This is a genomic window from Streptomyces musisoli (assembly GCF_016741855.1).
Lineage (GTDB): Bacteria > Actinomycetota > Actinomycetes > Streptomycetales > Streptomycetaceae > Streptomyces > Streptomyces musisoli.
In genome coordinates, this window is sequence record NZ_JAERRH010000002.1 from 348,597 (window position 1) to 374,438 (window position 25,842).

Genomic DNA, 25,842 nt, shown 5'->3' on the forward strand with positions numbered 1-25,842 from the left:
CATGACGTCTTCGACACCTTCGAACCCCTCCGGCCCCGCGCGGCGCTCCCCCCGGGACCGGGCCGAGGCACTGCCCGACGAGCTGCGGGAGGCGCTGCGCCGGCGGCTCGCCGGACGGGCCGGCGGCGCGGCACAGGCCGCCCGGCCGGGCATCCCGCGCGCCGACCGGGAGCACCCGCTGCCGCTGTCCTTCGCGCAGCAGCGGCTGTGGTTCCTGGACCGGCTGCGGCCCGGCGACGCCCGCTACAACAGCGCGGTCGCGGTCCGTCTCACCGGCGCGCCGGACCACGACGCGCTGGGCACCGCCCTGGCCGCGGTCGTGGCCCGGCACGAGGCCCTGCGCACCACCTTCGAGGAGACCGACGGCCGGCCGGTGCAGCGTGTGCACCCGGCGGGCCCGGTGCCGCTGCCGCTGCGGGACACCGGTGACCTCGACGCGGACCTGCTCGCCGAGTACTCCCGCCCCTTCGACCTGCGGAACGGTCCCCTGCTGCGCGCCCTGCTGCTGCGCGAGTCGGAGGAATCCCACGTCCTGATCCTGACGGCCCATCACATCGTCACGGACGGCTGGTCGATGGGCGTGGTCCTGGACGAGCTGTGCACCGCCTACGACGCCCTCGCGCGCGGCTCCGCCCCGGAACTGCCCCCGGTGGCCACGCAGTACCCGGACTTCGCGGTGTGGCAACGGGAACGGCTCTCCGGGGCCCGCCTCGAACGCCACCTCGCCCACTGGAGGCAGCGGCTCACCGGCGCCGTGGCACCCGAACTGCCCCTGGACCGGCCCCGGCGCGGCGAGGAGGCGGGCGCGGGTGCCGTCCACACCTTCACCGTCCCCGCCGGCCTCACCGCGCGCCTGCGCGACCTCGCCAGAGAACACCACAGCACCCTGCACACCGCCCTGGTCGCCGCCACCCAGGCCCTGCTGGCCCGCTGGTCCGGCCAGGACGACATCACCGTCGGCTCCCTCACCCCGGGCCGGTCCCGCACCGACCTCGAACGGACCGTCGGATTCTTCGTGAACACCGTCGTGCTCCGCACCCGGGTGGACGCCTCCGGGTCCTTCCGCGACCTGCTGGCCGAGGCGGCCGGCACGGTCAACGACGCCTTCGCGCACGGCGACACACCGTTCGAGCGGATCGTGGAGGCGGTGGGCGCACCCCGCGAGGCGGGCCGCAACCCGCTGTTCGACGTGATGGTGCTGCTGCACCCCGACCCGCCCGCCGCGACCGCCCCGCACGGGCTCGCCACGGCCCCGGTCACCGTGCCCCGGCAGGCGGCCACCTTCGACCTCAGCATCGAGTTCGTGCCGGACGGCACGGCGCTGACCGGTCTGCTGGAGTACCGCACCGACCTGTTCGACCCCGCCACGGCCGAGCGGCTGGCCGGACAGCTGCTGCGCCTGCTCCAGGGCGCCGCCGACGCCCCGGACCGCCCGCTGGGCAGCCTGCCCCTGATGTCCGGGGAGGAGGTGCGGCGTGTCGTCCACGACTGGAACACGCCCGCGCACCACACCGTGGACGACACCCCCTACCCGGCCCTCTTCGAACGCCGCGCGGCCCGCACCCCCGACGCCCTCGCCCTCGTCGCGGGCGGCGAACGGCTGGACTACGCCACGCTCAACTCCCGCGCCAACCGGCTCGCCCACCACCTCATCGCCCACGGCGCCGGACCCGAGCACCTGGTCGCGCTGCGACTGCCGCGCACCGCCGACATGATCGTCGCGATCCTCGCCGTCTGGAAGTCCGGCGCCGGCTACCTGCCGCTGGACCCGGCCCTGCCCGGGGAACGCGTCCGCTTCCTGCTGGACGACGCCCGCCCGGCACTGGTCCTGGACGAGACCGCCCTGCGCGCGGTGCCCGCCACCGCCCCGGACACCGATCCCACCGACGCCGACCGGCGCGCCCCCCTGCACCCCGACCACACCGCGTACGTCATCTACACCTCCGGCTCCACCGGCCGCCCCAAGGGCGTCGCCGTCACCCACCGCTCGGCGGCCCGCCTGCTGGCCGCCCACCGGGCCGGCTTCGTCGCCGAGGCGGGCGGCGGCCCGCTGCGGGTCGCGCTCACCGCGTCCTTCTCCTTCGACACCTCCCTCGAAGGCGTGCTGCTGATGGCCGACGGCCACCCGCTGCACCTGGTCGACGAGACCACGCGGATGGACCCGGCCGCCCTGGTCGAGTACGTCGTCGAGCACCGCGTCGACTTCCTCGACGTCACCCCCTCCTACCTGCGGCAGCTGCTGCCCGCCGGGCTGCTCACCGACCCCCGGCACCACCCCCGGGTCCTCATGCTCGGCGGCGAGGCGGTCGGCCCCGCGCTCTGGCGCGAACTGGCCGCCCACCCGGACGTGGCCGCCCACAACTTCTACGGCCCCACGGAGTGCACGGTCGACGCCCTGTCCTGCCGTATCGAGGGCGGCGACCGCCCGCTGGTGGGCCGCCCCCTGCCCGGGGTACGGGCCTATGTGCTGGACGCCCGGCTCCAGCCGGTGCCGCCCGGTGTCGGCGGCGAGCTGTACCTCGCGGGCGCCCAGCTGGCCCGGGGCTACGCCGGCCGGCCGGGCCTGACCGCGGCCCGCTTCCTCCCCGACCCGTACGGGCCGCCCGGCACCCGCATGTACCGCACCGGCGACCTGGCCCGGTGGACCGCCGACGGCCGACTCGACTACCTCGGGCGCGCCGACGACCAGGTCAAGGTGCGCGGCCACCGCATCGAGCCCGGCGAGATCGAGGCCGCCCTGCTCGCGCTGCCCGGCATCGCCGCCGCCGCGGTCGTCGCGCTGCCCGACGCACACGGCCACACCCGCCTGGCCGCCTACGTCGTCCCCGCGCCCGGCGCGCCCGGGCCCGCCCCGGCCGAGCTGCGGGCGGCCCTGCGCGAGGTCCTGCCGGACGCCCTGGTGCCCTCCTCCTTCACCTCGCTGGACGCGCTGCCGCTGACCACCAGCGGCAAGCTGGACCGCCGCGCCCTGCCCGCCCCCGACCTCGAAGCCGGCGACCCGCACAGGGAGTTCGTCGCGCCGCGCACCCCCGTCGAGGAGACCCTGGCCGCCATCTGGGCCGAGGTGCTCGGGCTGGCCCGGGTGGGCGTCACGGACAACTTCTTCGAACTGGGCGGCGACTCGATCCTGAGCATCCAGGCCGTCTCCCGGGCCCGCGCCGCGGGTCTCGGCATCGGCTCGCAGGACGTCTTCCGGCACCAGACGGTCGCCGACCTGGCCGCGGCCGCGTCCCGGCGCACCGCCGCCGTGCCCGCACCCCGGCGCCCCCACGAGGAGGGACCGGCCCCGCTCACCCCGGTCCAGGAGTGGTTCTTCGCCACCCACGGGCCGCTCGCGCACTTCAGCATGTCGATGCTGCTGGACCTGCCGTACGACCTCGACGAGCCGGCCCTGGAAAGGGCGTTGGAGGCCGTCGTGGCCCGGCACCCGGCGCTGCGGGCGCGCTTCGTCCGCACGGCGGAGGGCCGGCGGCAGCTGCCCGGCACCGGACCGGCCACCACACTGCTGACCCGCCACGGCCCCGAGACCTCACCCGCCGAGGCCGCGGAGGCCGCCCGCGCGGCCCTGGACCCCGAGACCGGAACCCTGCTGCGGGCGGCCCTGCTCACCGGCCCCGAGCGTCCCCGGCTGTTCCTCACGGCCCACCACCTGGCCGTCGACAGCGTCTCCTGGCGCGTGCTGCTGGCCGCCCTGGAACAGGCCTACCGGCAGGCCGCTGCCGGCGAGGAGCCCAGGCCGGAGCCCGAGCACACGCCGTTCGCCGACTGGGCGCGCACCCTGGCCGACCGGGTCCGGGCCGGCGACCTGGACGACGACCTGCCGTACTGGACCCGGGAGACCGCGCATCCGCGCACCCCGCTCCCCGTCGACCTCTTCGGCACCCCGCTCGCCGGGTCCGTGCGCACCGTCCGCACACGGGTGGACCGCGCCACCACGCAGGCGCTGCTGCGGCGGGTCCCGGGCGTGTACCGCACGCAGGTCAACGACGTGCTGCTGAGCGCGCTTGGCCGGGTGCTGGCCGACTGGACGGGCGCGGACCGGGTGACCGTCGCCCTGGAGGGCCACGGCCGGGAGGAGGACCTGGCCGAAGGCGCCGATCTGTCCCGCACGGTCGGCTGGTTCACCACCCAGTACCCGGTCACCCTGACCCCGGCTGGGCCGGACGACTGGGGCAGCACGCTCAAGGCCGTCAAGGAACGGCTGCGGGCCGTGCCCCGCCGCGGCCTGAGCTACCAGGCGCTGGGCCACCTCGGCTCACCCCGGCCCGAAGCCCGCGCCCTCGGCGAACTGCCGCTCCCGCAGGTGTGCTTCACCTACCACGGCCAGTGGGAGGCGCCCGCCGGCGGGGACTTCGCGCCCGTCGCCGACGTACCCGGCCGGGACATGGACCCCGGCGCGCCGCTGGACCACCTCCTGGACGTGTCCGCCCTGGTCACCGACGGCGAACTGGAGATCACCTGGCACTACAGCGACCAGGTGCACCGGCCCGGCACCGTCCGGGAACTGGCCGACGGCATGGTGCGGGCCCTCGCCGGCATCGCCCGGCACTGCGCCCGCCCCGACGCGGGCGGCCGCACCCCCTCCGACTTCCCGCTCGCCCGCCTGGACCAGGCCGGCGTGGACCGCCTCGCCGGCGACGGCCGGGACGTGGAGGATCTGCTGCCGCTCACCCCGCTCCAGGAGGGCATGCTCTTCCACCGGCTGGTCGGCGGACCGGACGACGTGTACGTCGACCAGGCCGCACTCCTGCTGGAAGGGGTGACCGACCTTGACGCCCTCGCCCTGGCCTGGCAACGGGTGACCGACCGCACCCCCGCCCTGCGCACCTCCGTGGTGTGGGAGGGCGTGCCGGTACCCCTCCAGGTCGTGCACCGCCGGGTCGCCGTCCCGGTCACCCTGCTGGACTGGCGGGAGACGGACGCGGGGGAGCGGGCCGAGCGGCTGGCCCGGCTGCGCGCCGACGACCTCGAACGCGGCCTGGACCTCGGCACGGCGCCCCTGATGCGGCTCACCCTCGTCCGGCTGCCCGACGCCCGGCTGCACCTGCTGTGGACCTCCCACCATCTGATCCTCGACGGCTGGAGCCTGGCCCAGGTGCTCACCGAGGTGTTCGAGGAGTACACGGCGCTCACCACCGGTGCCCCGCCACGGCCCACGGCACGCCGGCCGTTCGGCGACTACGTGCGCTGGCTGGCCGGGCAGGACGGCGCGGCGGCGCACGCGCACTGGTCGGCCGTCCTCGCCGGGTTCGCCACCCCCACCCCGCTGCCCGCCGACCGCGTCCGGCGCCCCGGGCACGAGACCCGGTCCGCGGGCGTGCACACGGCCGGGCTGTCCGCCGAGGTCTCCGCGCGGCTGGCCCGCACCGCCCGCGCGGCCGGACTCACCCTCGGCACCGTGGTGCAGGGCGTCTGGGCGCTGCTGCTGTCCCGCTACAGCGCCGAGCGGGACGTGCTGTTCGGGACCACCGTCTCCGGACGCCCCGACGACCTGCCCGGCGTCGAGTCGATGGTCGGCATGTTCATCAACACCTTGCCCACCCGCGTCCGCGTGGACGGCGACCGCACCGCCGTCGCCTGGCTCGCGGAGCTACAGGAGGCACAGGCCGAGGCGCGGCGGTTCGCGGCGGTGTCCCTCGCCGAGCTGACCTCGCTCAGCGACGTGCCCGCCGGCAGCCCGCTGTTCGACAGCATGGTGGCCTTCGAGAACTACCCCTTCGACCAGGCCCGTTCGGCTGGCTCCGCGATACGCCTGGCGGACGTCTCCGCCCGCGACGCCACCAACTACCCGCTCGTGCTGCGGGCCTACCAGGGCGAGCGGTTCGGCTTCGACCTCGCCTACGACCCCGAACTGTTCGACGCCACCACCGTGCAGGGCATCGCCGACCGGCTGTGCCTGCTGCTCACCGAGCTGGCCGACGACCCGGACCGGCCCGTGCGCACGCTCGCCTGGACGACCGCCGGGGAACGGCGGCGGATCCTGGCCGACTGGAACGGCACCGAGGAGGGCCGGCCCGCCGACACCCTGCACGGCCTCTTCGCGGCCCAGGCCGCCCGGACCCCCCACGCCGAGGCCGTCACCTGCGGCGACGACCGGCTCGACTACGCCGGCCTGGACGCCCGCTCCGGACAGCTCGCCCACCGGCTCGCCGAACTCGGCGCCGGACCGGAGAGGTTCGTCGCCCTCGCGCTGCCCCGCTCCACCGATCTCGTCGTCGCCGTCCTCGCCGTCCTCAAGACCGGCGCCGCCTACCTGCCCATCGACCCCGCGCTGCCCGCCGAGCGCGTCCGGCAGCTGCTCGCGGACGCCGGGCCGGTGGCACTGGTCACCACGACCGGGACCCGGGCCGAGACCACCGTGCCGGTCCTGCCGCTGGACGACCCCGAGGTACGCGCCGACCTGACCCGGCGCCCGCCCGCCGCCCCGGCCCGCCCCGCCCTGCCCGAGAGCCCCGCCTACGCCATCTACACCTCCGGCTCCACCGGCCGGCCCAAGGGCGTCGTCGTCCCGCACGCGGGCGTGGTCCGCCTGTTCACCCGCACCCGGCACTGGTTCGGCTTCGGCCCCGACGACGTGTGGACCCTCTTCCACTCCTACGCCTTCGACTTCTCGGTGTGGGAACTGTGGGGCCCGCTGCTGCACGGCGGCCGCCTCGTGATCGTCCCCGAGGACACCGCCCGCTCCCCGGAGGACTTCCTGCGCCTGCTCGCCGACGAGCGGGTCACCGTCCTCAACCAGACCCCCTCCGCGTTCTATCCGCTGATCCGCGCGGACGCCGAACTGCCCGACGTGGGAGCCCGGCTGGCCCTGCGCACCGTGGTCTTCGGCGGCGAGGCGCTGGACGTGACCCGGCTCGCGGACTGGTACACCCGGCACCCGGACACCGCGCCCCGCCTGGTGAACATGTACGGCATCACCGAGACCACCGTGCACGTCACCCACGCCGCGCTCGACCGCTCGACGGTCCGCTCCGGCACCGCCAGCCCCATCGGCACCGGTATCCCCGACCTGCGGCTCTACGTCCTCGACGACACCCTCCAGCCGGTGCCGCCCGGCGCCGTGGGCGAGCTGTTCGTCGCCGGGGAGGGCCTGGCGCGCGGCTACCTGAACCGGCCCGGCCTCACCGCGACCCGGTTCCCCGCCGACCCGTTCGGCCGGCCCGGCACCCGCATGTACCGCACGGGGGACCGGGCTCGCTGGCGGGCCGACGGCACCCTGGAGTACCTGGGCCGCGCCGACCAGCAGGTGAAGATCCGCGGCTACCGCATCGAACCCGGCGAGATCGAGGCCGCCCTGCACAGCCACCCGGGCGTCGCAGCGGCCGCCGTCGGCGTGTACGAGGACACCGCCGGAACACGCCGGCTGGTCGCCCATGTCGTGGGCACCGGCACCGGAGACCGCGTCACACCGCCCCCGTCCGCCGCCGAACTCCGCGCCCACCTGGAGGGGCTGCTGCCCGCGCACATGGTGCCGGCCGCCTATGTGCCGATGCCCGCGCTGCCCCTCACCGTCAACGGCAAGCTCGACCGGCGCGCCCTGCCCGCGCCCGGCCCCGAGGGCTTCGCCGCCGACGGCGCGCGGACCCCGTTGCGCACCCCCGCCGAACGGCTGGTCGCCGCCGCGTGGAGGGACGTCCTGGGCACTGGCGAAGTCGGCGCCGACGACGACTTCTTCGCCCTCGGCGGCGACTCCATCCTCGCCGTGCGCGTCACCTCCCGGCTGCGCACCGCCTTCGGCACGGACGTCTCGCCCCGGCTGCTGTTCACCCACCCCACGCTGTCCGACCTCGCGGCGGCCCTGGGCGAACCCCGGCCCGGCAACCTCGCCGACGCCATCCCGGCCGCCGCCGGCGACACCCCGGCGCCCTTGTCCTACGCCCAGCAACGCCTGTGGTTCCTCGACCGGTTCGAGCCGGGCAGCACCGAGTACACGACCCTGTCCGTGCTGCGGCTGCGCGGCCCGCTCGACACCGCCGCCCTGGGGAACGCCCTGGACGGCCTGGTCGCCCGGCACGAGGCCCTGCGCACCACCTTCGCCGAACACGACGGCCAGGCCCGGCAGATCGTCCATCCGCCGCGCCCCGTGGACCTCCCCGTGGAGGACCTCGCGGACAGCGCGGCCCTCGACGCCCTCCTGGACCGCGCGGCCGCCACCCCCTTCGACCTGGCCGGCGGCCCCCTGCTGCGCGCCCGCCTGGCCCGCCTCACCGCCGACGAACACGTCCTCGTCCTGGCCGTGCACCACATCGTCACCGACGGCTGGTCCATCGGTGTCCTGGCCCGCGACCTGGGCGAGCTGTACGCCGCCGCACTGGAGCACCGCGACCCCGAGCTGCCCGCACTGCCCGTCCGCTACACCGACTACGCGTCCTGGCAACGGGCCCGCGCCGACCGTGCCGAGTCCGAACTGGCCTACTGGCGCCGGACCCTGGACGGCGTGACACCGCTGGAGCTGCCCACCGACCGGCCGCGCCCGGCCGTGCGCACCCGCGACGGCGCCCTGGTGACGTTCACCCTGCCCGCCGCGCTGACCGAGCGGCTGCGCGAGCGCGGCCGGGACGCCGACGCGACCCTGTACATGACCCTGGTGACCGCCTGCCAGGTCCTGCTCGCCCGCTTGGCCGGCCGGCAGGACGTCACCGTCGGCACCGTCACCGCCGGCCGGGAACGCCCCGAACTGCACGACGTGGTCGGCATGTTCGTCAACACGCTGGTGCTGCGCGCCCGGGTCCGCCCCGAACTGCCCTTCCGGGAGCTGCTGGCCGAGGTGCGCACGGGCGTCCTGGAGGCGTTCGCGCACCAGGAGGTGCCCTTCGAGCGCGTGGTGGACGCCCTCCAGCCCGAGCGGGACACCAGCCGCACCCCGCTCTTCCAGGTCATGGTCGCCCTGCACAACCTCGACGCCGAGCCGCCCCGGCTGCCCGGCCTGGCGGTGGAGCCGGTGACCCCGCCGGTCCGCACGGCCACCTTCGACCTCGCCTTCGACTTCGTGGCCGGCGACGACGGCCTCACCGGCTACCTGGAGTACAACACCGGCCTCTTCGACGCCGCCACCGCCGAAGACCTCGCCGCCCGCCTGCGCGTCCTGCTGGAGGCCGCCGCCGAGGACCCCGGTCAGCCCGTGGGCCGGCTGCCGCTGATGACCGACGACGAGCGGCGGCAGGTGCTCCGCCAGGGGCAGGGCGCCCGGCTTCCCGAGCCGGACACCACCTTCCCCGCCCTGTTCGAGGCCCAGGCCGCGCGTACCCCGGACCACACGGCCCTGGCCGCCCGCGACACCCGCCTCGGCTTCGCCGCGCTGAACCAGCGGGCCAACCGGCTCGCCCACCACCTCATAGCCCAGGGCGCCGGAGCCGAGGACGTGGTCGCCGTACGGCTCCCGCGCACCTGCGACCTGATGGTGGCGCTGCTCGCGGTCCTCAAGTCCGGCGCCGCACTGCTCTGCCTGGAGCCCGGACTGCCCGCGGAGCGCGCGGACTTCCTCCTCGCCGACGCCCGGCCGCACACCCTGCTGACCGACCTCACCACCGTGCCCTGGGACCGGCTGCCCGCGCACGACCCGACCGACGCCGACCGCGTCCGGCCGCTGCTGCCGGAGCACACCGCGTACATCGTCTACACCTCCGGCTCCACCGGCCGCCCCAAGGGCGTCGCCGTGGAACACCGGCAGCTGGTCAACCTCTGCCACGACCACCGCACGGGCCTGCTCGCCCCGCACACCGCCGGCGGACGACGGCTGCGGGCCGCCCTCAGCGCCTCCTTCTCCTTCGACACCTCCTGGGAAGGACCGCTGCTCCTCGCCCTCGGCCACGAGGTCCACCTGATCGACGAGGACGTACGCCTGGACCCGCAGGCGTTCTGCGCCCAGGTCGCCGAGCAGCGCCTCGACCTGGTGAACGTCACCCCGTCCTTCCTGCGCGAACTGACCTCGGCCGGTCTGCTCGCCCCCGGCCGCCACCACCCGCGCCTCCTGCTCGTCGGCGGCGAGGCCGTCACCCCGGCCGGCTGGCGCGACCTGGTGCGCGCCGAACGCGAGCTGGGCGTGGCGGTGTACAACATGTACGGGCCCACCGAGACCACCGTCGACGCCGTCTACGGCCGCTGCACCGACCGGCCCGACCGCCCGGTCATCGGCCGCCCCGGCGGCAACCTGCGCGCCTACGTCCTCGACGGCGCCCTGCGCCCGGTGCCGCCCGGGGTGCCCGGCGAGCTGTACCTGGCCGGGTCACAGGTCGCCCGCGGCTATCCGAACCGGCCGGGGCTCACCGCCGCCCGCTTCCTCGCCGACCCGTTCGGGGCACCGGGGGAGCGGATGTACCGCACCGGGGACCGCGTCCGCTGGGACCGGGACGGTCTGCTGGAGTTCCTGGGCCGGGTGGACGACCAGGTCAAGATCCGCGGGTTCCGCATCGAGCCCGGCGAGGTGGAGGCCGCCCTCCTGGACCACCCGGACGTCGCCGACGCCGCGGTCACCGCGCGCGAACACGCCGGCCGCCTCATGCTCGTCGGCTACGTGGTGCCCGCCGACGGCCGCGTCCCGTCCGCCGACGCCCTGCGCCTGGCACTGCGCCGCACCCTGCCCGACCACATGGTGCCCGCCGCGTTCGTCACGCTCGCCCGCATCCCCCGCACCACCAGCGGCAAGACCGACCGGCGCGCCCTGCCCGCCCCGCCCGCACAGCCCGACAGCACCACCCCGTACGTCGCCCCACGGCCCGGCGCGCAGCAGCGCCTGGCCACGATCTGGGCGGAGGTGCTCGGGGTCGAACGCGTCGGCGCGCACGACAACTTCTTCACCCTCGGCGGCGACTCCATCCTGAGCATCCAGATCGTCTCACGCGCCCGGCAGGCCGGACTCGCCCTCACCACCAAGGACGTCTTCCGGCACCAGACGGTCGCCGAACTCGCCCTGCGCGCCAAGGAGTCGGCGCCGCGGACGGAGACAGCCGACGACTCCGCACCCCGCGAGGCGCCGCTCACGCCGATCCAGCACTGGTACCTGGACGGCCGCGACCCCGCGCACAAGCTCCGCTTCACCATGACACAGCGCCTGGAACTCGCCCCGGACGCGGACGGCCGGGCACTCCGGGACGCCACCGACGCCCTCGTACGGCAGCATGCCGCCCTGCGCACCAGGTTCCGCCGCACCGCCGACGGCTGGCGTCAGGAAGTGCTGCCCGAGGCGCCGGAGGGCGTCTTCACCCGCCACGACGTGGCGGGCCTCGACGACACGGCCCTGGAGACCGAGGTCCAGCGGCTCACGGACGAGGCGCAGACCGCCCTCGACCCCCTGACCGGCCGGGTCGTCCGCGTCCTGCTGTTCGACCGCGGCCCGGCACTGGCCGGCCAACTCGTCGTCACCGCCCACCACTTGGTGATCGACGGGGTCTCCTGGCGGATCCTGCTCGCCGACCTGGAGACCGCCCACCGGGCAGCCGCCGCCGGAGACCCGGTCGAACTGCCCGCCACGGGCACCGCCTACGGCCACTGGGCCGCCCGGCTCGACCGGCACACCCGCTCCGGGGCCCTGGACACCGACCTGGCGTACTGGACCCGCGCCGGCGCGGCCCCGGCCGGGCTGCCCCCGGGCCGGCCCGGGCCGAACACCCACGGCACCGCCGCCACCCTCACGGTCACCCTGGACGCGGAGACGACCGACGCCCTGCTGCGCAAGGTCCCGGAGACCTACCGCACCCAGGTCAACGACGTCCTGCTCAGCGCCCTCGGCCGCACCCTGGCCCGCTGGTGCGGACGCGACACGGTCCTGCTGGGCGTCGAGGGCCACGGCCGGGAGGACCTCTTCGAGGACCTCGACCTGTCACGGACCGTGGGCTGGTTCACCGCCGAGTACCCGCTCGCCCTCACCGCCGACCCGGACGCCGGCTGGCACGCCACCCTCCGCTCGGTCAAGGAGCAACTGCGCGCGGTGCCGCTGCACGGCCTGAGCCACGGCGCCCTGCGCCACCTCGTGCCCGGCAGCCCGCTCGGCGGGGCCCCGGCACCCCTCGTCGGCTTCAACTACCACGGCCAGTGGGACACCGGCGGCGCCGACGGCCTGTTCCGCGGCTCCCTCCCCCCGGCCGGCCGGGACACCGACCCGGACGAACCCCGCCCCTACCTCCTGGACATCACCGGAGTGGTCCAGGAAGGCCGCCTGGAACTCGGCTGGACCTACCCGGCGGCCGTCTACGACGAGGCCACCGTCCGCCGGCTCGCCGAGGGCACGCTCACGGCCCTGCGGGACATCGTGGCGCACTGCGCCCGCCCCGGAGCGGGCGGCCGTACCCCCTCCGACTTCCCCCTCGCCGGCCTCGGACAGGACCGGCTGGACACGCTCGTCGGCACCGGCCGGCACGTCGAGGACGTCCTGCCGCTCACCCCGCTTCAGTCCGGCATGCTCTTCCACGGCCTCGTGGACACCGAGCACGCCTACTTCGACCGTACGGCCGTACGACTGTCCGGCGTGGCCGACCCGGGCGCCTTCGCCACGGCCTGGCAGCAGGTCGCCGACCGCACCCCGGCGCTGCGCTCCAGCGTCCACTGGCACGGGCTGCCCCACCCGGTCCAGGTGGTCCACCGCCGCGCCGAACTGCCCGTCACCCACCTCGACTGGCGCACCCTCGCCCCGGCCCAGCGGGCGGAGGCCACCGAGCGGCTGCTCACCGAGGACCGCGCGGCCGGCATGGACCTCACCACCGCCCCGCTCACCCGCCTCACCCTGGCCGCCCTGCCCGGCGACGAGGTGCTGCTGCTGTGGTCCACCCACCACATCGTCCTCGACGGCTGGAGCACCGGGCAGTTGCTCACCGAGGTGTGCGAGCGGTACGCCGCGCTCACCGGCGGCCCGGACCCGGCACCACCGGTACGGCGGCCCTTCGCGGACTTCCTGCACTGGCTGCGCGAACAGGACGAGACGGCGGCCGAGCGGCACTGGGCCGACGTGCTCGCCGGGTTCACCACCCGCACCCCGCTGCCGTACGACCGAACGCCCGCCGAGGCCCACCGCGCCCGGTCCGCCGCCGCCGTCCACCACGAGCTGGACGCGCGCGTCTCGCGGCGGCTGCGGGAGACCGCCGCACGCGCCGGCCTCACCGTCAACACCGTGCTGGAGGGCGCCTGGGCCCTGCTGCTGGCCCGCTCCAGCGGCCGGGACGACGTGGTGTTCGGCACCACCGTCTCCGGCCGCCCGGCCGAACTGCCCGGTGTCGAAGGCATGATCGGCATGTTCATCAACACCGTGCCGACCCGCGTCCGCGTCCCCGCCGGGCCGGTGCTGCCCTGGCTGCGCGGACTCCAGGAACGGCAGAGCGACGCCCGCCGTTTCGACTTCCTCGCCCTGCCCCGCATCCAGGCCGTCAGCGAGGTGCCGTCCAGGGAAGCGCTGTTCGACAGCATGATCGTGTTCGAGAACTACCCCGTGGACGAGTCGGCCACGGCCCGCACCGGCGTCCGGGTCGAGGAGGTCCGCGCCGACGACGCCACCACCTTCCCCTGGTGCCTGCGCGCCCACCTGGCCGAGCGGCTCGGCTTCGACCTGGCCTACGACCCCGCCCTGTTCGACCCCGCCACCGCCGAGCGCGCCGCGGACCGGCTGGCCGCCCTGCTCACCGCCCTCGCCGACGGGTTCGACACCGACCTGGCCGACCTGGACCTGCTCACCCCGGCCGACCGCGACCTGCTGGCCGCCTGGAACACCACCGCCCGCCGGGCCGCCCCGCGCAGCCCCGTGGACCTGTTCACCGAGCAGGCCCGCCGGACCCCGGACGCGACCGCGGTCCGCGACGGCGACCTTTCACTGACCTACCGTCAACTCGACGACTGGGCCCGCTCACTGGCCGGACGACTGGTGGCCGGCGGGCTGGCGGCCGAGGAGCGGGTGGCGCTCCTGATGGACCGCTCCGCCGAACTCGTCGTCGCCGAACTCGCGGTGCTCATGGCCGGCGGAGCCTACGTCCCCGTCGACACCCGGGCCCCCGAGGAGCGCCGCCGCATCCTGCTCGCCCAGGCGGGCGCGGCCGTCCGGCTCACCGCCGCCGAGGTGGCCGCCGCCCGCACCGGCACCCAGGGGGAACGGCCCCCGTCCGCACGGCCCGCCCGTCCGGCCCACGGCACGGGCGAGACCGGGAAACAGGCGCCGCCCGCGACGCCCGGCACCGGTTCGGCGGGTGAGGTGCCGTCGGCCGCGACACCCGGCACCGGTTCGGCGGGTGAGGTGCCGTCGGCCGTGGTGCCTGGTGCCGGTTCGGTGGGTGAGGTGCCGTCGGCCGCGACGCCCGGCACCGGTTCGGCGGGGGTGCAGCCGTCGGCCGTGCTGCCCGGTGCCCGTTCCGCGGCGGGCGGTGCCCGTTCCGCGGCGGAGTGGGGCGCGGCCGCCGATCCCGACCGGCTGGCCTACGTGATGTTCACCTCCGGCTCCACCGGACTGCCCAAGGCGGTCGCGGTCCGGCACCGCGACGTGACGGCGCTGGCCACCGACAGCCGGTTCGCGGGCGGCGTGTGCGACCGGGTGCTGCTGCATTCACCGGTGGCCTTCGACGCCGCCACCTTCGAGGTGTGGGCGCCGCTCCTGAACGGCGGCTGCGTGGTCGTGGCCCCCGGCGAGAGCGTCGACGCGGCCCTGCTGCGCCGGCTGACCGGCGCCGGCGAGCTGACCGCGCTGTGGCTCACCGCCGGGCTGTTCCGGCTGCTCGCACAGGACACGCCCGACTGCTTCCGGGGCCTCGCCCAGGTGTGGACCGGCGGCGACGTCGTCCCCGCCCAGGCCGTGCGCCGGGTGCTGGCCGCCTGCCCCGGCCTGACCGTCGTGGACGGCTACGGGCCCACCGAGACCACCACCTTCGCGACCTCCCACGCCCTCACCGACCCCGCGGCGGTGCCCGGCACCGTCCCCATCGGCCGCCCGCTGGACGACATGCGGGCGCACCTCCTCGACGCCCGCCTGCGACCGGTGCCGCCGGGCTGCCCGGGCGAGCTGTACCTGGCCGGCGAGGGAGTCGCCCGCGGCTACCTGGGCCGCCCCGGAGACACCGCGGCCCGCTTCCTCGCCGACCCCCTCGGCCCGCCCGGCGCCCGGATGTACCGCACGGGCGACCTGGCCCGGCGGCGCCCGGACGGCACCGTCGAGTTCCTCGGCCGCGCCGACGACCAGGTGAAGATCCGTGGCTTCCGGGTGGAACCCGGCGAGGTCGAGGCCGTGCTGGCCGCCCACCCGGACGTCGTGGACGTCGCCGTGCTGGCCCGCGAGGACCGGCCCGGCGCCAAACGGCTCGTGGCCTACGTCGTCGGACCCGCCGGCGCGGACCCCGGGGAACTGCGGGCCTTCGCCGGGCGCACCCTGCCCGACTACCTCGTCCCCGCCGCCTTCGTCCCGCTCACCGCCCTCCCGCTCAGCCGCAACGGCAAGGTCGACCGGGCCGCCCTGCCCGCGCCGGACGCCGGAACCCGGCGGGCGCGGGTCGAGCCCCGCACCGAGACGGAGCGCCGCACCGCGGACGTCTTCGGCGAGGTGCTGGGCAGCGAACCCCCCGGCGTGGAGGACGACTTCTTCCAGCTCGGCGGCGACTCGATCCTCAGCATCCGGCTCGCCTCCCGCCTCGCCGAGACCTTCGACACCGACCTCACACCCCGCGCGGTGTTCACCCACACCACACCGGCCGCGCTGGCCGGGCTGCTCGACGCCCGGCAGGGATCCGGCCGCCCGGCGCTGGTCCCGGTCGCTCGCGACGCGGTCGCGCCGATGTCCCACGCCCAGCAACGCCTCTGGTTCCTCCAGGAGTTCGAGCCCGACGGCGCCGAGTACGTCACCGCGCTCGCCCTGCGCCTGCGCGGCACCCTGGACGCCGATGCGCTCCGCGCGGCCCTTGGCGCCGTGGTGGCCCGGCACGAATCCCTGCGCACCACCTTCGACAGCGTCGACGGCCACGGCATCCAGATCGTCCACCCGCCGCAGGACGTACCGCTGCCCGTGCGCGATCTGTCCCGGGTGCCGGAGGCCGAACGGGAGTCGGCGCTGCGCCGCTTGCTCGCCGGGGAACGCACCCGCCCCTTCGACCTGCGCGAGGGCCCGCTGCTGCGCGCCGGCCTCATCCGGCTCGCCCCGGACGAGCACGTGCTCGGCCTGGCCCTGCACCACATCGTCACCGACGGCTGGTCCACCTCCGTCCTGCTCGGCGACCTCGCCCACTGCTACCGAGCCGAACTCGACGCCGAAGAAACGGAGTTGCCGCCCCTGCCGGTGCAGTACGCCGACTACGCGCACTGGCAGCGCACCGCCGGGGAGACCGGCGCCGACGAGCACCTCGCCTACTGGAAGGAACAACTGGCCGGCAGCGCACCGCTGGACCTGCCCACCGACCGGCCCCGGCCGGCGGTGCGCACCAGCGCCGGCGCGACCACCCGGCTGGTGCTGCCCGCCCGCACCGTACGGCGGCTCACCCGGCTCGCCCGGGACCACGGCACCACCCTGTTCACCACGCTCGTCGCCGCCGCCCAGACCTACCTCGCCCGGATCTCCGGCGCCGAGGACATCGCCGTCGGCACCGTCACCTCCGGCCGCGACCGGCCCGAGACCCAGTCCCTCGTCGGATTCTTCGTCAACACGCTGGTGCTGCGCTCGCGGGCCGAGGCCGAGCGGCCCTTCACCGGCTTCCTGACCGACGTACGGCAGACCGTCCTCGACGCCTTCGCCCACCAGGACGTGCCGTTCGAACGGGTCGTGGACGAGGTCCAGCCCGTCCGCGACACCAGCCGCAGCCCGCTCTTCCAGGTCATGGTCGTCCTCCAGAACACCCCGGCCGCCGGCCTCGACCTGCCCGGACTGGAGGTCACCGACGTCGAACCGGACTCGGAACAGGCCGCGTTCGACCTCACCCTGGAATTCGCCGAGACCGGCTCCGGAGCCCTGCACGGCCTGCTCACCTACAACACCGACCTGTTCGACCCGGCCACGGCCGAGCGCATGGCCGGACAGCTCGGCAGCCTGCTGGGCGCCATCGCCGAGGACCCCGGCCGGCCGCTCGGCGCGCTGCCGCTGACCTCCGACGACGAGCTGAAGACCCTCCTGGACCAGGGCCGGGGCACCTTCCGCCCGGTGCCCGAAGCCACCCTGCCCGCCCTGTTCGAACGGCAGGCGGCCCGCACCCCGGATGCGGTGGCGCTGATCGACGGCGACCGGGAGCTGACCTACGCGGAGGTGGACCGGGCGGCCAACCGGCTGGCCCACCGGCTCACCCGGGACGGCGTAGGACCGGAGCGCGTGGTGGCCCTGGCGCTGCCCCGCTCGGCGGCGACCGTGGTGGCCCAGCTCGCCGTCGCCAAGGCCGGCGGCGCCTTCCTGCCCGTGGACCCCGACTACCCGCCACAGCGCAGGGAGTTCATGATCCGGGACGCCGGTGCCCACCTGGTCCTCGACGACCCGGCCGAGGTCTGGGCCGCCGACGGCCCGGAGACGGCGCCCACGGACACCGACCGCACCACGCCCCTCACCCCGGCCCACCCCGCCTACGTCATCTACACCTCCGGTTCCACCGGCACCCCCAAGGGCGTCGTCGTCACCCACCGGGGTCTCGCCTCCTTCGCCGCGGCAGCCGCCGAACAGTACGCGTCCGGCCCCGGCGACCGGGTGCTCCAGTTCGCCTCGCCGAGCTTCGACGCCTCCGTGCTGGAGCTGTGCGTCTCCCTGCTCGGCGGGGCCGCACTGGTCACCGGCGAGGAGGGGCCGCTGGTCGGGGAGCGGCTCGCGGAGGTGCTCGCCGAACGGCGGATCAGCCACACGCTGATCCCCCCGGCGGCACTGGCCACCGTCCCGCCGGAGACCGCCGCCGCCCTGCCCCACCTGCGCACCCTGATCGTGGGCGCCGAGGCGTGCCCGGCCGACCTGGTCGACACCTGGGCCCCCGGCCGCCGGATGATCAACTCCTACGGGCCCACCGAGGCCACCGTGGTCGCCACCTGGACCGGCCCGCTGACCCCCGGCACCGGCGCCCCGTCCATCGGCCGCCCCTCCGGCGCCACCCGCGTCCGGGTGCTGGACGCCGCGCTGCGCCCCGTACCGCCGGGTGTGACCGGGGAGCTGTACCTCGCCGGGCCCGGCCTCGCCCGCGGCTATCTGGGCCGGCCGGGACTGACCGCCCAGCGGTTCGTGCCCGACCCGTTCGGCGCGCCGGGGGAGCGGATGTACCGCACCGGGGACCTGGTCCGCTGGACCGCCGACGGCCGGCTCCGGTTCGCCGGACGCGCCGACGACCAGGTCAAGCTGCGCGGCTTCCGGATCGAGCCCGGCGAGATCGAGAGCGCGCTGCGCCGCAGCGAACTGGTGCGGGACGCCGTCGTCGTCGTACGCGCGGAGCAGACGCCCGGCGCCCCGGCCCGGCTCGTCGCCTACGTCGTACCCGCGCAGCCGTCCGGCGCCGGGCTGGCCGTCGGCGAGCTGCGGCTGCACCTGGCCGGTCTGCTGCCGCCGCACATGGTGCCGTCGGTCTTCGTACCGCTGGACCGGCTGCCGCTCACCCCGAGCGGCAAGACCGACCGGCGGGCCCTGCCCGCGCCCGGCCCGGTGCAGGCCGCGGACGGCCCGCGGACCGCGCCGCGCACCGACACCGAACGCCGGGTCGCCCGGATCTGGGCCGATGTGCTGGGCATCGAGGAGGTCGGCGCCGACGACAACTTCTTCGCGCTCGGCGGTGACTCGATCCTGAGCATGCAGGTCGTCTCGCGGCTGCGCCGCGACGGCCTGCACGTCGCCACCCGCGACCTGTTCACGCACCAGACCGTCGCCGAACTCGCCACCGTGGTCCGCACCGCGCCCCGGCGGTCCGACGACGGCCCGGTGACCGGCGAGGTGCCGCTCACCCCGATCCAGGAGTGGTTCCTGACCACGCCCCGCGCGGCCCACCACCACTTCAACCAGTCGGCCCTCCTGGAACTCGACGGCACCCCCGACCCGGAGGCGCTGCGGGCCGCGCTCGACGCGCTGCTGGACCACCACGACGCCCTGCGCATGCGGTTCACCCGGGAGGCGGACGGCTGGCGGCAGTTCAACCCGCCGCCCGCCGCCGGCCAGGACATCCTCGTCGGGCACGACCTGACCGGGCTGTCCGCCGAGGACGCCGACGCCGCCATGGCGAAGGCCGCCGACGAACTGCACGCCGGCTTCGACCTGGCCCACGGACCGCAGTTGCGGGCGGCCCTGTTCACCGGCGCCCCGGACCGGCCCGCGTTCCTCCTCCTCGTCGCCCACCACCTGGTGGTGGACGCCGTCTCCTGGCGCATCCTGCGCGACGACCTGGAGACCGCCTACCGGCAGGCCCGCCAGGGCGGTCCGGTCACGCTGGGGGAGCGCGGCACCAGCTTCCGGGAGTGGTCCCGGCGCCTGGCCGCGCACGTGGCCGAGGGCGGCCTCGACCACGAACTGCCCCACTGGCAGCAGGCGGTGGACACCGACGCCAATGCGACCGACCCGGCCCCGGTGTCCGACACCGAGCCCACCGCGGCCGATCCGGTCCCGGTATCCGGCGCGGAACCCACCGCGGCCGACCCGGTCCCGGCGTCCGACACCGAGCCCACCGCGGCCGATCCGGTCCCGGCGTCCGAGGCCGGACCGGCCGCCGTGGTGAGCGTGGAGCTGGGTGAGGAGGACACCACGGCCCTGCTGCGCTCCGCGCCGACCGCCTACCGCACCCGGGTCAACGACGTCCTGCTCGCCGCGCTGGCCCTGGCGCTCGCCCGCTGGACCGGACACGACCGGGTGCGTTTCGACCTGGAGGGCCACGGCCGTGAGGACCTGCTCGACGGCGTCGACCTCTCGCGCACCGTCGGCTGGTTCACCACGGTCTACCCGGTCGCCGTCGAGGTGCCCGACGCCGGCGACCTCGGCCCGGACCGCGACTGGCGGTCCCTGGTGAAGTCGGTGCGCCGGCAGCTGCGCGCCGTACCCGGCAACGGCATCGGTTTCGGCGCCCTGCGCACCTTCGGTCCGCCCGAGGTCCGCGAGCGCCTCGGTGCCCGCGCGCACGGACAGGTGGTGTTCAACTACCTGGGGCAGTGGGATGCCAGGCCCGAGACCGCGGACGGCGGCCTGGTCCGCGCCGAGCACGGATCCTTCGGGCAGGACCACGACCCCCGGGACCCCGGCTCGCACCCGGTGGAGGTGGTGGGCGCGGTGCAGCACGGCCGGCTCGCCTTCACCTGGCACCACCGGCCCGCCGTCCACGACACGGAGACCGTGCGCCGGGTGGCCGAGGAGTTCGCCGAGGCCCTGCGCCACCTCGCCCGGCACGCCAGGGGAGGCCGGTGACGAAACTCCGGCCCCGCGAGGCGCCGCCCCGGCCGCCCGGCCGGCGCGGCCCGCGCTCGCCCCGCGCCCCGACCGGCCACCACGACCCCGCTGCCCATCCGAACCGGACGAGGAAGGAACACGACATGGACGAGAACACCCGCTACCAGGTGCTGCGCAACGACGAGGAGCAGTACTCCCTCTGGCCCGCCGACATCGAGGTGCCCGCGGGCTGGCAGCCCGTCGGCAAGGAGGGCACCGAGACCGAGTGCTCCGCCTACGTCGACGAGGTCTGGACCGACATGCGTCCCAAGAGCCTCCGCGAGCGCATGGAGAACACCGGCGCCTGACCGGGCGCACCCGCACCGACACGCCGGGCCGGCCGCACCCGCGCCGGCCCGGCACCCCCACCGCCCCACACGTCGCCGTCCCGGCCCCCACCGCCCCCACGCGTCGCCGTCCCGGTCCTCATGCCCCCGCGTGTCGCCGTCCGCCCCACGCGTCGCCGTCCCGGTCCCCACCGCCCCCACGCGTCGCCGCCCCGAATCCCCACCGCCCCCACGCGTCGCCGTCCCGGTGCCCCACCGCCCTCGGCCCCCAGCCGCACCGCATCACTCCCGAGGAGCCCGCCATGACCCCCGTCCTGCGTACCGAACGCCTGGAGTTCCTCCCCTACCGGCCCGAGCACGAGGACGTCTTCGTCGCACTGCTGCGCGACGCGGAGGTGTGCCGCTGGATGGGGCAGGACCTCGTGCCCGAACCGCAGATCCGCGAGCTGTTCCGCGCCATCCTCAGCGAGATCTACCCCCAGCGCCGGTTCGACGTGTGGGGGCTGTGGCTCGCGGGTGACTACGTCGGCCACGCCGAGGTGAAGCCGACCGGCAACGTCGACGGCCACGAACTCGTCACCGCGCTCGCCCCCGGGTACTGGGGGCGCGGACTGGGTGGCGAGGCGGTGCGCGGCCTGCTCCGGCACGCCGCCGACAACCTCGGACTCAGCGAGGCGTACGGCATGGTGGGCGCCGACAACACCGCCAGCCTGGCCATGTGCCACCGCCTGGGCTTCCGGCACGTGCGGGACGTGGTCGGCGACGACGGCTCCGTGACGAAGCTCCTCGTCATCTCGACCAGGCACACGGACGGCCCCCCGGCCGCCGAGGACTCGTGCGCGACGACGCCCGGCGAGCGTCCCGAGGGGACGAGCGGCCCCGACGCCCCGGGCGCCCCGGGCACAGGCACGAAGACCGGGGCGCCGACGGGCACGCCGGGCGCCGCGGTCGAGGTGGGTGACGTGGGCGGTGGCGCGCAGGCCGGTGGCCGGGCGGGGCTGCCGGGTGGTGGTGTCACGGCGGGTACCGGGAGCGCGACGGCTGCGGCCGGTGCGCCGGGTGCCGCGGCCGCCGCCGTCGTGTTGGGTGACGTGGGGGAGGGGGCGGTCCCGGGCGGTGGGGGTGCGGTGGACTCCGGTGGAGTGGCCGGGGCCGGGGGCGGTCTCGCGGCGGTGCGTGCCGAGGACTCGGTGTGAGCGGGCCGCCGCTCGCCGAGGGGGCCGCCGGGGAGGCCGGCACCGGCCCGGCGCCCAGCCTGTGGCGCAACCGCGACTTCAACCTGCTGTGGACCGGCCAGTGCCTGTCCGACCTGGGCGGCGCCATGGTGGACTTGGCCCTGCCCCTGCTGGTGCTCCAGCAGACCGGATCCCCGGCCCGGGCCGGGCTCGTCGGCACCGCCGGACTCGTCACCGCCCTGGTGTGCCGGCTGCCGGCCGGTGTCCTCGCCGACCGCTTCGACCGGCGCCGGCTGATGATCGCCTGCGATCTCCTGCGGCTCGCGGTGTACGCCCTGCTCGGCTGGGCGGTGGTGACCGGCACCGCGAGCCTGCCCGTGATCCTCGCGGTGGTGGTCTCCGGCGCCGCCGCCACGGCCGTCTTCAGCACCGCCGAGCACGCCTCGGTGCGCAACCTGGTCCGCCTCGACCAGCTGACCTCCGCCGTCGCCCGCAACGAGGCACGCACGTACGGCGTGTCGCTGGCCGGCCCGCCGCTGGGCGGCCTGCTGTTCGGGATCGGCCGGGCCCTGCCCTTCCTCGGCAACGCGCTGAGCTTCCTGCTCTCCCTGGTGGCCGTCTGCCGTATCCGACGGCCCCTCCAGGAGGCCCGGGAGCGGACGGCGGCGGCCCCGGCCGCGGGCGCGTCCGCGGCGGAGGGCCTGCGCTTCCTGCTGGGACATCCCTTCCTGCGGGCCCTGCTGGTGATCGCCGCCCCGCTGAACATGGCCTTCACCGGCATGATCTTCGCGATGACCCTCGCGCTGCGCCGCGCCGACGTCGCGCCGTACCTGGTCGGCGTCGCCGGCACGATCTTCGCGGTGGGCGGCCTCCTCGGCGCCTTCGCGGCCCCGGCGCTCCAGCGGCGGCTGCGGCTGCCCGTCCTGATCACCCTGCTGTGCTGGGTGACCGCCGCGCTGATGGCGGTCAGCGCGCTGCTGTCCCACAGCGTCCTGGCCGCCGTACCGCTGGCCGCCGCCGTGTTCCTCGGGCCCACGGCGAACGCGGCCCTCTTCGGCCACCAGGCCGCCGTGACACCGGACCACCTGCAAGGCCGCGTGGTCAGCGGTGTGCTGCTCGCCGCCGGTTCGGCCGCCGCGCTCGCCCCCGCCCTGGCCGGTGCCCTGCTGGCCCGCTGGAGCCCGGGACCGGCCATGCTGGTCTTCCCGCTGCTGGTCACCGCCGCCGCACTGACGGCCACCCTCAGCAAGGGCATCCGGACGACGCCCGCCTAAGGATGCCGGCCCCGGCTCTACGCGCGCAGGGCGACGTGGACGATGTCCGCCCGTACCTGCGGCGTGGACGACGTCCGCCCGGCCCACGGCCGCAGGGGACCGCGCCGGCTCCCGGGGCTGCCCGTGCGCACAGGGGCTGCGCGGGCGGCTCACACGCGCTGTAATGGCGACGTGGTGAGTGAGGGCGCTGCGATCAGCAGAACGAGGGCGGAGCGTGCCGAAGTCGCCCTCGCATCGCTGATGGCGGCACCGGCCACGCCCGACCGGCTGCGCCGGGTCCTGGAACAGGCGCTCGTGTTCGCCGGGGCGTCCTTCGCCGGGGTGTACACGCCCTGCGACGACCCCGCGCTGCTCCGGCTCGCCGAGTCGGCCGGACTGCCCCGCACCCTGTACGGCCTGCGGGACGGCTATCCGGCCACCGGCGCGTCCCCGGTCGCCGAGGCGCACCGCACCGGACGGCCGCTGTGGCTCGGTCCCGCCGAGCTGGCCGACGGGCCGGACGCGCGCCGCACCCCGTCCCCCGACTTCTCCGTGGCCGTCCTGCCGCTCGGCCCGGCGGGCGCCGGCTGCCTGGTGGCCGTCGGCGAGCACCCCGGCGGCTTCGGCACCGACGACCGCTCCTGCCTGGAGCTGATCGCCCGCTCCATCGCCGTACCCGTCCCGACCGCCGTCGGCGACGCCGGCGAGCTGCCCGAGGACGCCTTCAGGCTGGCCATGGACAGCGGCCGGGTCGAGGTCGGCGACACGATCCTGCGGCTGTTCGGGATCGACCGGCAGGATTTCGACGGCCGGGTGGAGACCCTGCTCGGCCGTACGGTGCCCGAGGACCTGCCCGCGCTGATGTCCGTGGTCGAGGCCGACCACATGTCGATCGGCGACCGCGAACTGGAGTTCCGTATCCTCCAGCCCGCCGGCCAGCCCAGGTGGCTGCGGCTGCGGGGCCGGCTGCTGCCCGGCGGCGAGGGCCGCCCCGCCAAGCTCGTCGGCACCGTCGCAGACGCCTCCACCCTGCGCTCCGACGTCACCGACGTGGCGCGCGTGCAGCGCCTGGCCGCCGCCCTCGCCACCGCCGGCACCGTCAGGGACGTCGGCCAGGCCGTCGTCGCCGCCCTGCGCAAACCGCTTCAGGCCGACCGGATCGCCCTCGCCGAACTGGAGAACGACCGGCTGGTGGTCACCGTCCTCGACCCGCCCGAGCCCGAGGCCTGGCCCGCGGTGTGGCGCAGCGAGTGGCGCACCGAGTGGCCCGACGCACCGGTGCGTTCCATGCCCACGCTGGCCGCCGCGCTGCGCGAGGGCCGCGCCCGGATCTGGCCCGCCGGCAGCCCGCTGGAACCCGCCCTCGCCGAGGTCGGCCCCGGTGGCCTCGCGGTGCTGCCGCTGCCCGCCGGCGGCCGCATGGCCGGTGCCTGCCTGATCGGCTGGGACCGCCCGCACGACTTCGCCCCCGACGAACGCGCCCTGCTCACCGCCTGCGCCGCCCTGACCGGCCAGGCCCTGCTGCGCGCCCACGCCTTCGACGCCGAGCACGAACTCGTCGGCATGCTCCAGCGCACCCTGCTGCCCCGCCGGCTGCCCCGGCTGCCCGGCGCGGTCGCCGTCGCCCGCTATCTGCCCACCACGGCAGGCCTGGAGGTCGGCGGCGACTGGTACGATGTGATCCCGCTCGCCGACCACCACGTCGCCCTCGTCATCGGCGACGTCCAGGGCCACAACGCGGGCGCCGCCACCCTGATGGGCCAGATGCGCACCGCGCTGCGCGCCTACGCCGCCGAGGGCCACGCCCCGGACGTGGTCGTCGCCCACGCCAACCGGCTGCTGCTGGAGATGGAGACCGACCTGTTCGCCACCTGCGCCTACGTCGACGTCGACATGGAGCAGGGCACCGCCTGGTGCGTACGGGCCGGGCATCTCCAGCCGGTGCTGCGCCACCCGGACGGCACCGTCGAGATCCTCCAGACCGAGGGCGGCCCGCCGCTCGGCGTGCTGGCCCAGGCGGAGTTCCCGATGACCCCGCTGCGGCTCCAGCCCGGCACCGTGATCGCGCTGACCACCGACGGCCTGGTGGAGTCCGCCGACGCCGACCTCGACGCCGGCATGGACCGGCTGGCCCGCGAACTGGCCGCCACCGACCCCGCGCACCTCGGCCTGGTCGCCGACGCCCTGCTCACCGGCGCCCACCGCGGCGACGACGTGGCCCTGCTGCTGATGCGCTACGACGGCATGGCCGTACGCCCGCTGCGGGAGAGCTGGTCGGTGTGGCGGGTACCGGAGGCGGTCCGGCACGCCCGCCGCTTCACCCGGCGCACCCTGCGCGCCTGGGGGTTGCCCCGGGACACGATCGAGGAGGCCCTGCTGGTCGTCTCCGAACTAGTCACCAACGCCCTCGTGCACACCGGCGGCCCGGTCCGGCTCGACATGAGCCTGGTCAACCACCGGCTGCGGCTGGCCGTCGCCGACTCCTCCCCGCGCAGCCCCGTGAAGCCCACCAGCATCGGCTGGGAGGCCACCGGCGGCCGGGGCATCCTGCTGGTGGAGGCCGTGTCGGCGGCCTGGGGGACGGTCCCGGTCAGCGGCGGCAAACAGGTGTGGGCGGACCTCGTACCCTCCGGCTGACCCCCCAATGGCCGAGTACGCACACCGGCACGAACGGCCGAATCGCCAGACCGGTCACGCCCGACCGGGACGCCTCGGCTTCGTTGCCGACCGAGGCCGTCCAGGCATCCCCCGCATCCGACACCGGGTGCGGGTGAGCCGTTCAGACAGGTTGGGGAGGCGCGCTCCGGCAGCCG

At 76.0% G+C, this 25,842-nt stretch carries 5 protein-coding genes; all 5 read left to right on the forward strand.

The annotated features are described in order from the left end of the window. The first annotated feature begins 1 nt into the window (after window position 1). The 5 genes from JK361_RS05445 to JK361_RS05465 all read left to right on the forward strand — a co-directional run bounded on the left by JK361_RS05445 (window position 2) and on the right by JK361_RS05465 (window position 25,666). Window positions 2-20,293, forward strand: coding sequence for a non-ribosomal peptide synthase/polyketide synthase (locus tag JK361_RS05445; protein WP_201814504.1), 20,292 nt, complete (start codon window positions 2-4; stop codon window positions 20,291-20,293). Window positions 20,294-20,418: 125 nt separating this feature from the next. Continuing rightward, window positions 20,419-20,622: an MbtH family protein gene (locus tag JK361_RS05450; RefSeq protein WP_201814505.1), complete on the forward strand. Its 204-nt coding sequence runs from the start codon at window positions 20,419-20,421 to the stop codon at window positions 20,620-20,622. A gap of 281 nt (window positions 20,623-20,903) precedes the next feature. Beyond that, the gene (locus JK361_RS41000) at window positions 20,904-21,797 is read left to right on the forward strand and encodes a GNAT family N-acetyltransferase (protein WP_236052498.1); all 894 of its coding nucleotides are present in this window, start codon (window positions 20,904-20,906) and stop codon (window positions 21,795-21,797) included. Beyond that, window positions 21,794-23,050 carry an MFS transporter gene (locus tag JK361_RS05460; RefSeq protein ID WP_201814506.1) on the forward strand — a complete coding sequence of 419 codons (1,257 nt, stop codon included), beginning with the start codon at window positions 21,794-21,796 and terminating at the stop codon, window positions 23,048-23,050. The genes JK361_RS41000 and JK361_RS05460 overlap by 4 nt, the downstream gene beginning before the upstream one ends. Window positions 23,051-23,221: 171 nt before the next feature. Further along, window positions 23,222-25,666 (forward strand): SpoIIE family protein phosphatase, encoded by a 2,445-nt coding sequence (locus JK361_RS05465; protein WP_372448686.1) that lies wholly within the window; start codon window positions 23,222-23,224, stop codon window positions 25,664-25,666. The last annotated feature ends 176 nt before the right edge of the window (window positions 25,667-25,842 follow it).

Coding starts and splice junctions, on each gene's coding strand:
- JK361_RS41000 (WP_236052498.1), top strand. CDS start 20,904: ATGACCCCCGTCCTGCGTACCGAACGCCTGGAGTTCCTCCCCTACCGG.
- JK361_RS05450 (WP_201814505.1), top strand. CDS start 20,419: ATGGACGAGAACACCCGCTACCAGGTGCTGCGCAACGACGAGGAGCAG.
- JK361_RS05445 (WP_201814504.1), top strand. CDS start 2: ATGACGTCTTCGACACCTTCGAACCCCTCCGGCCCCGCGCGGCGCTCC.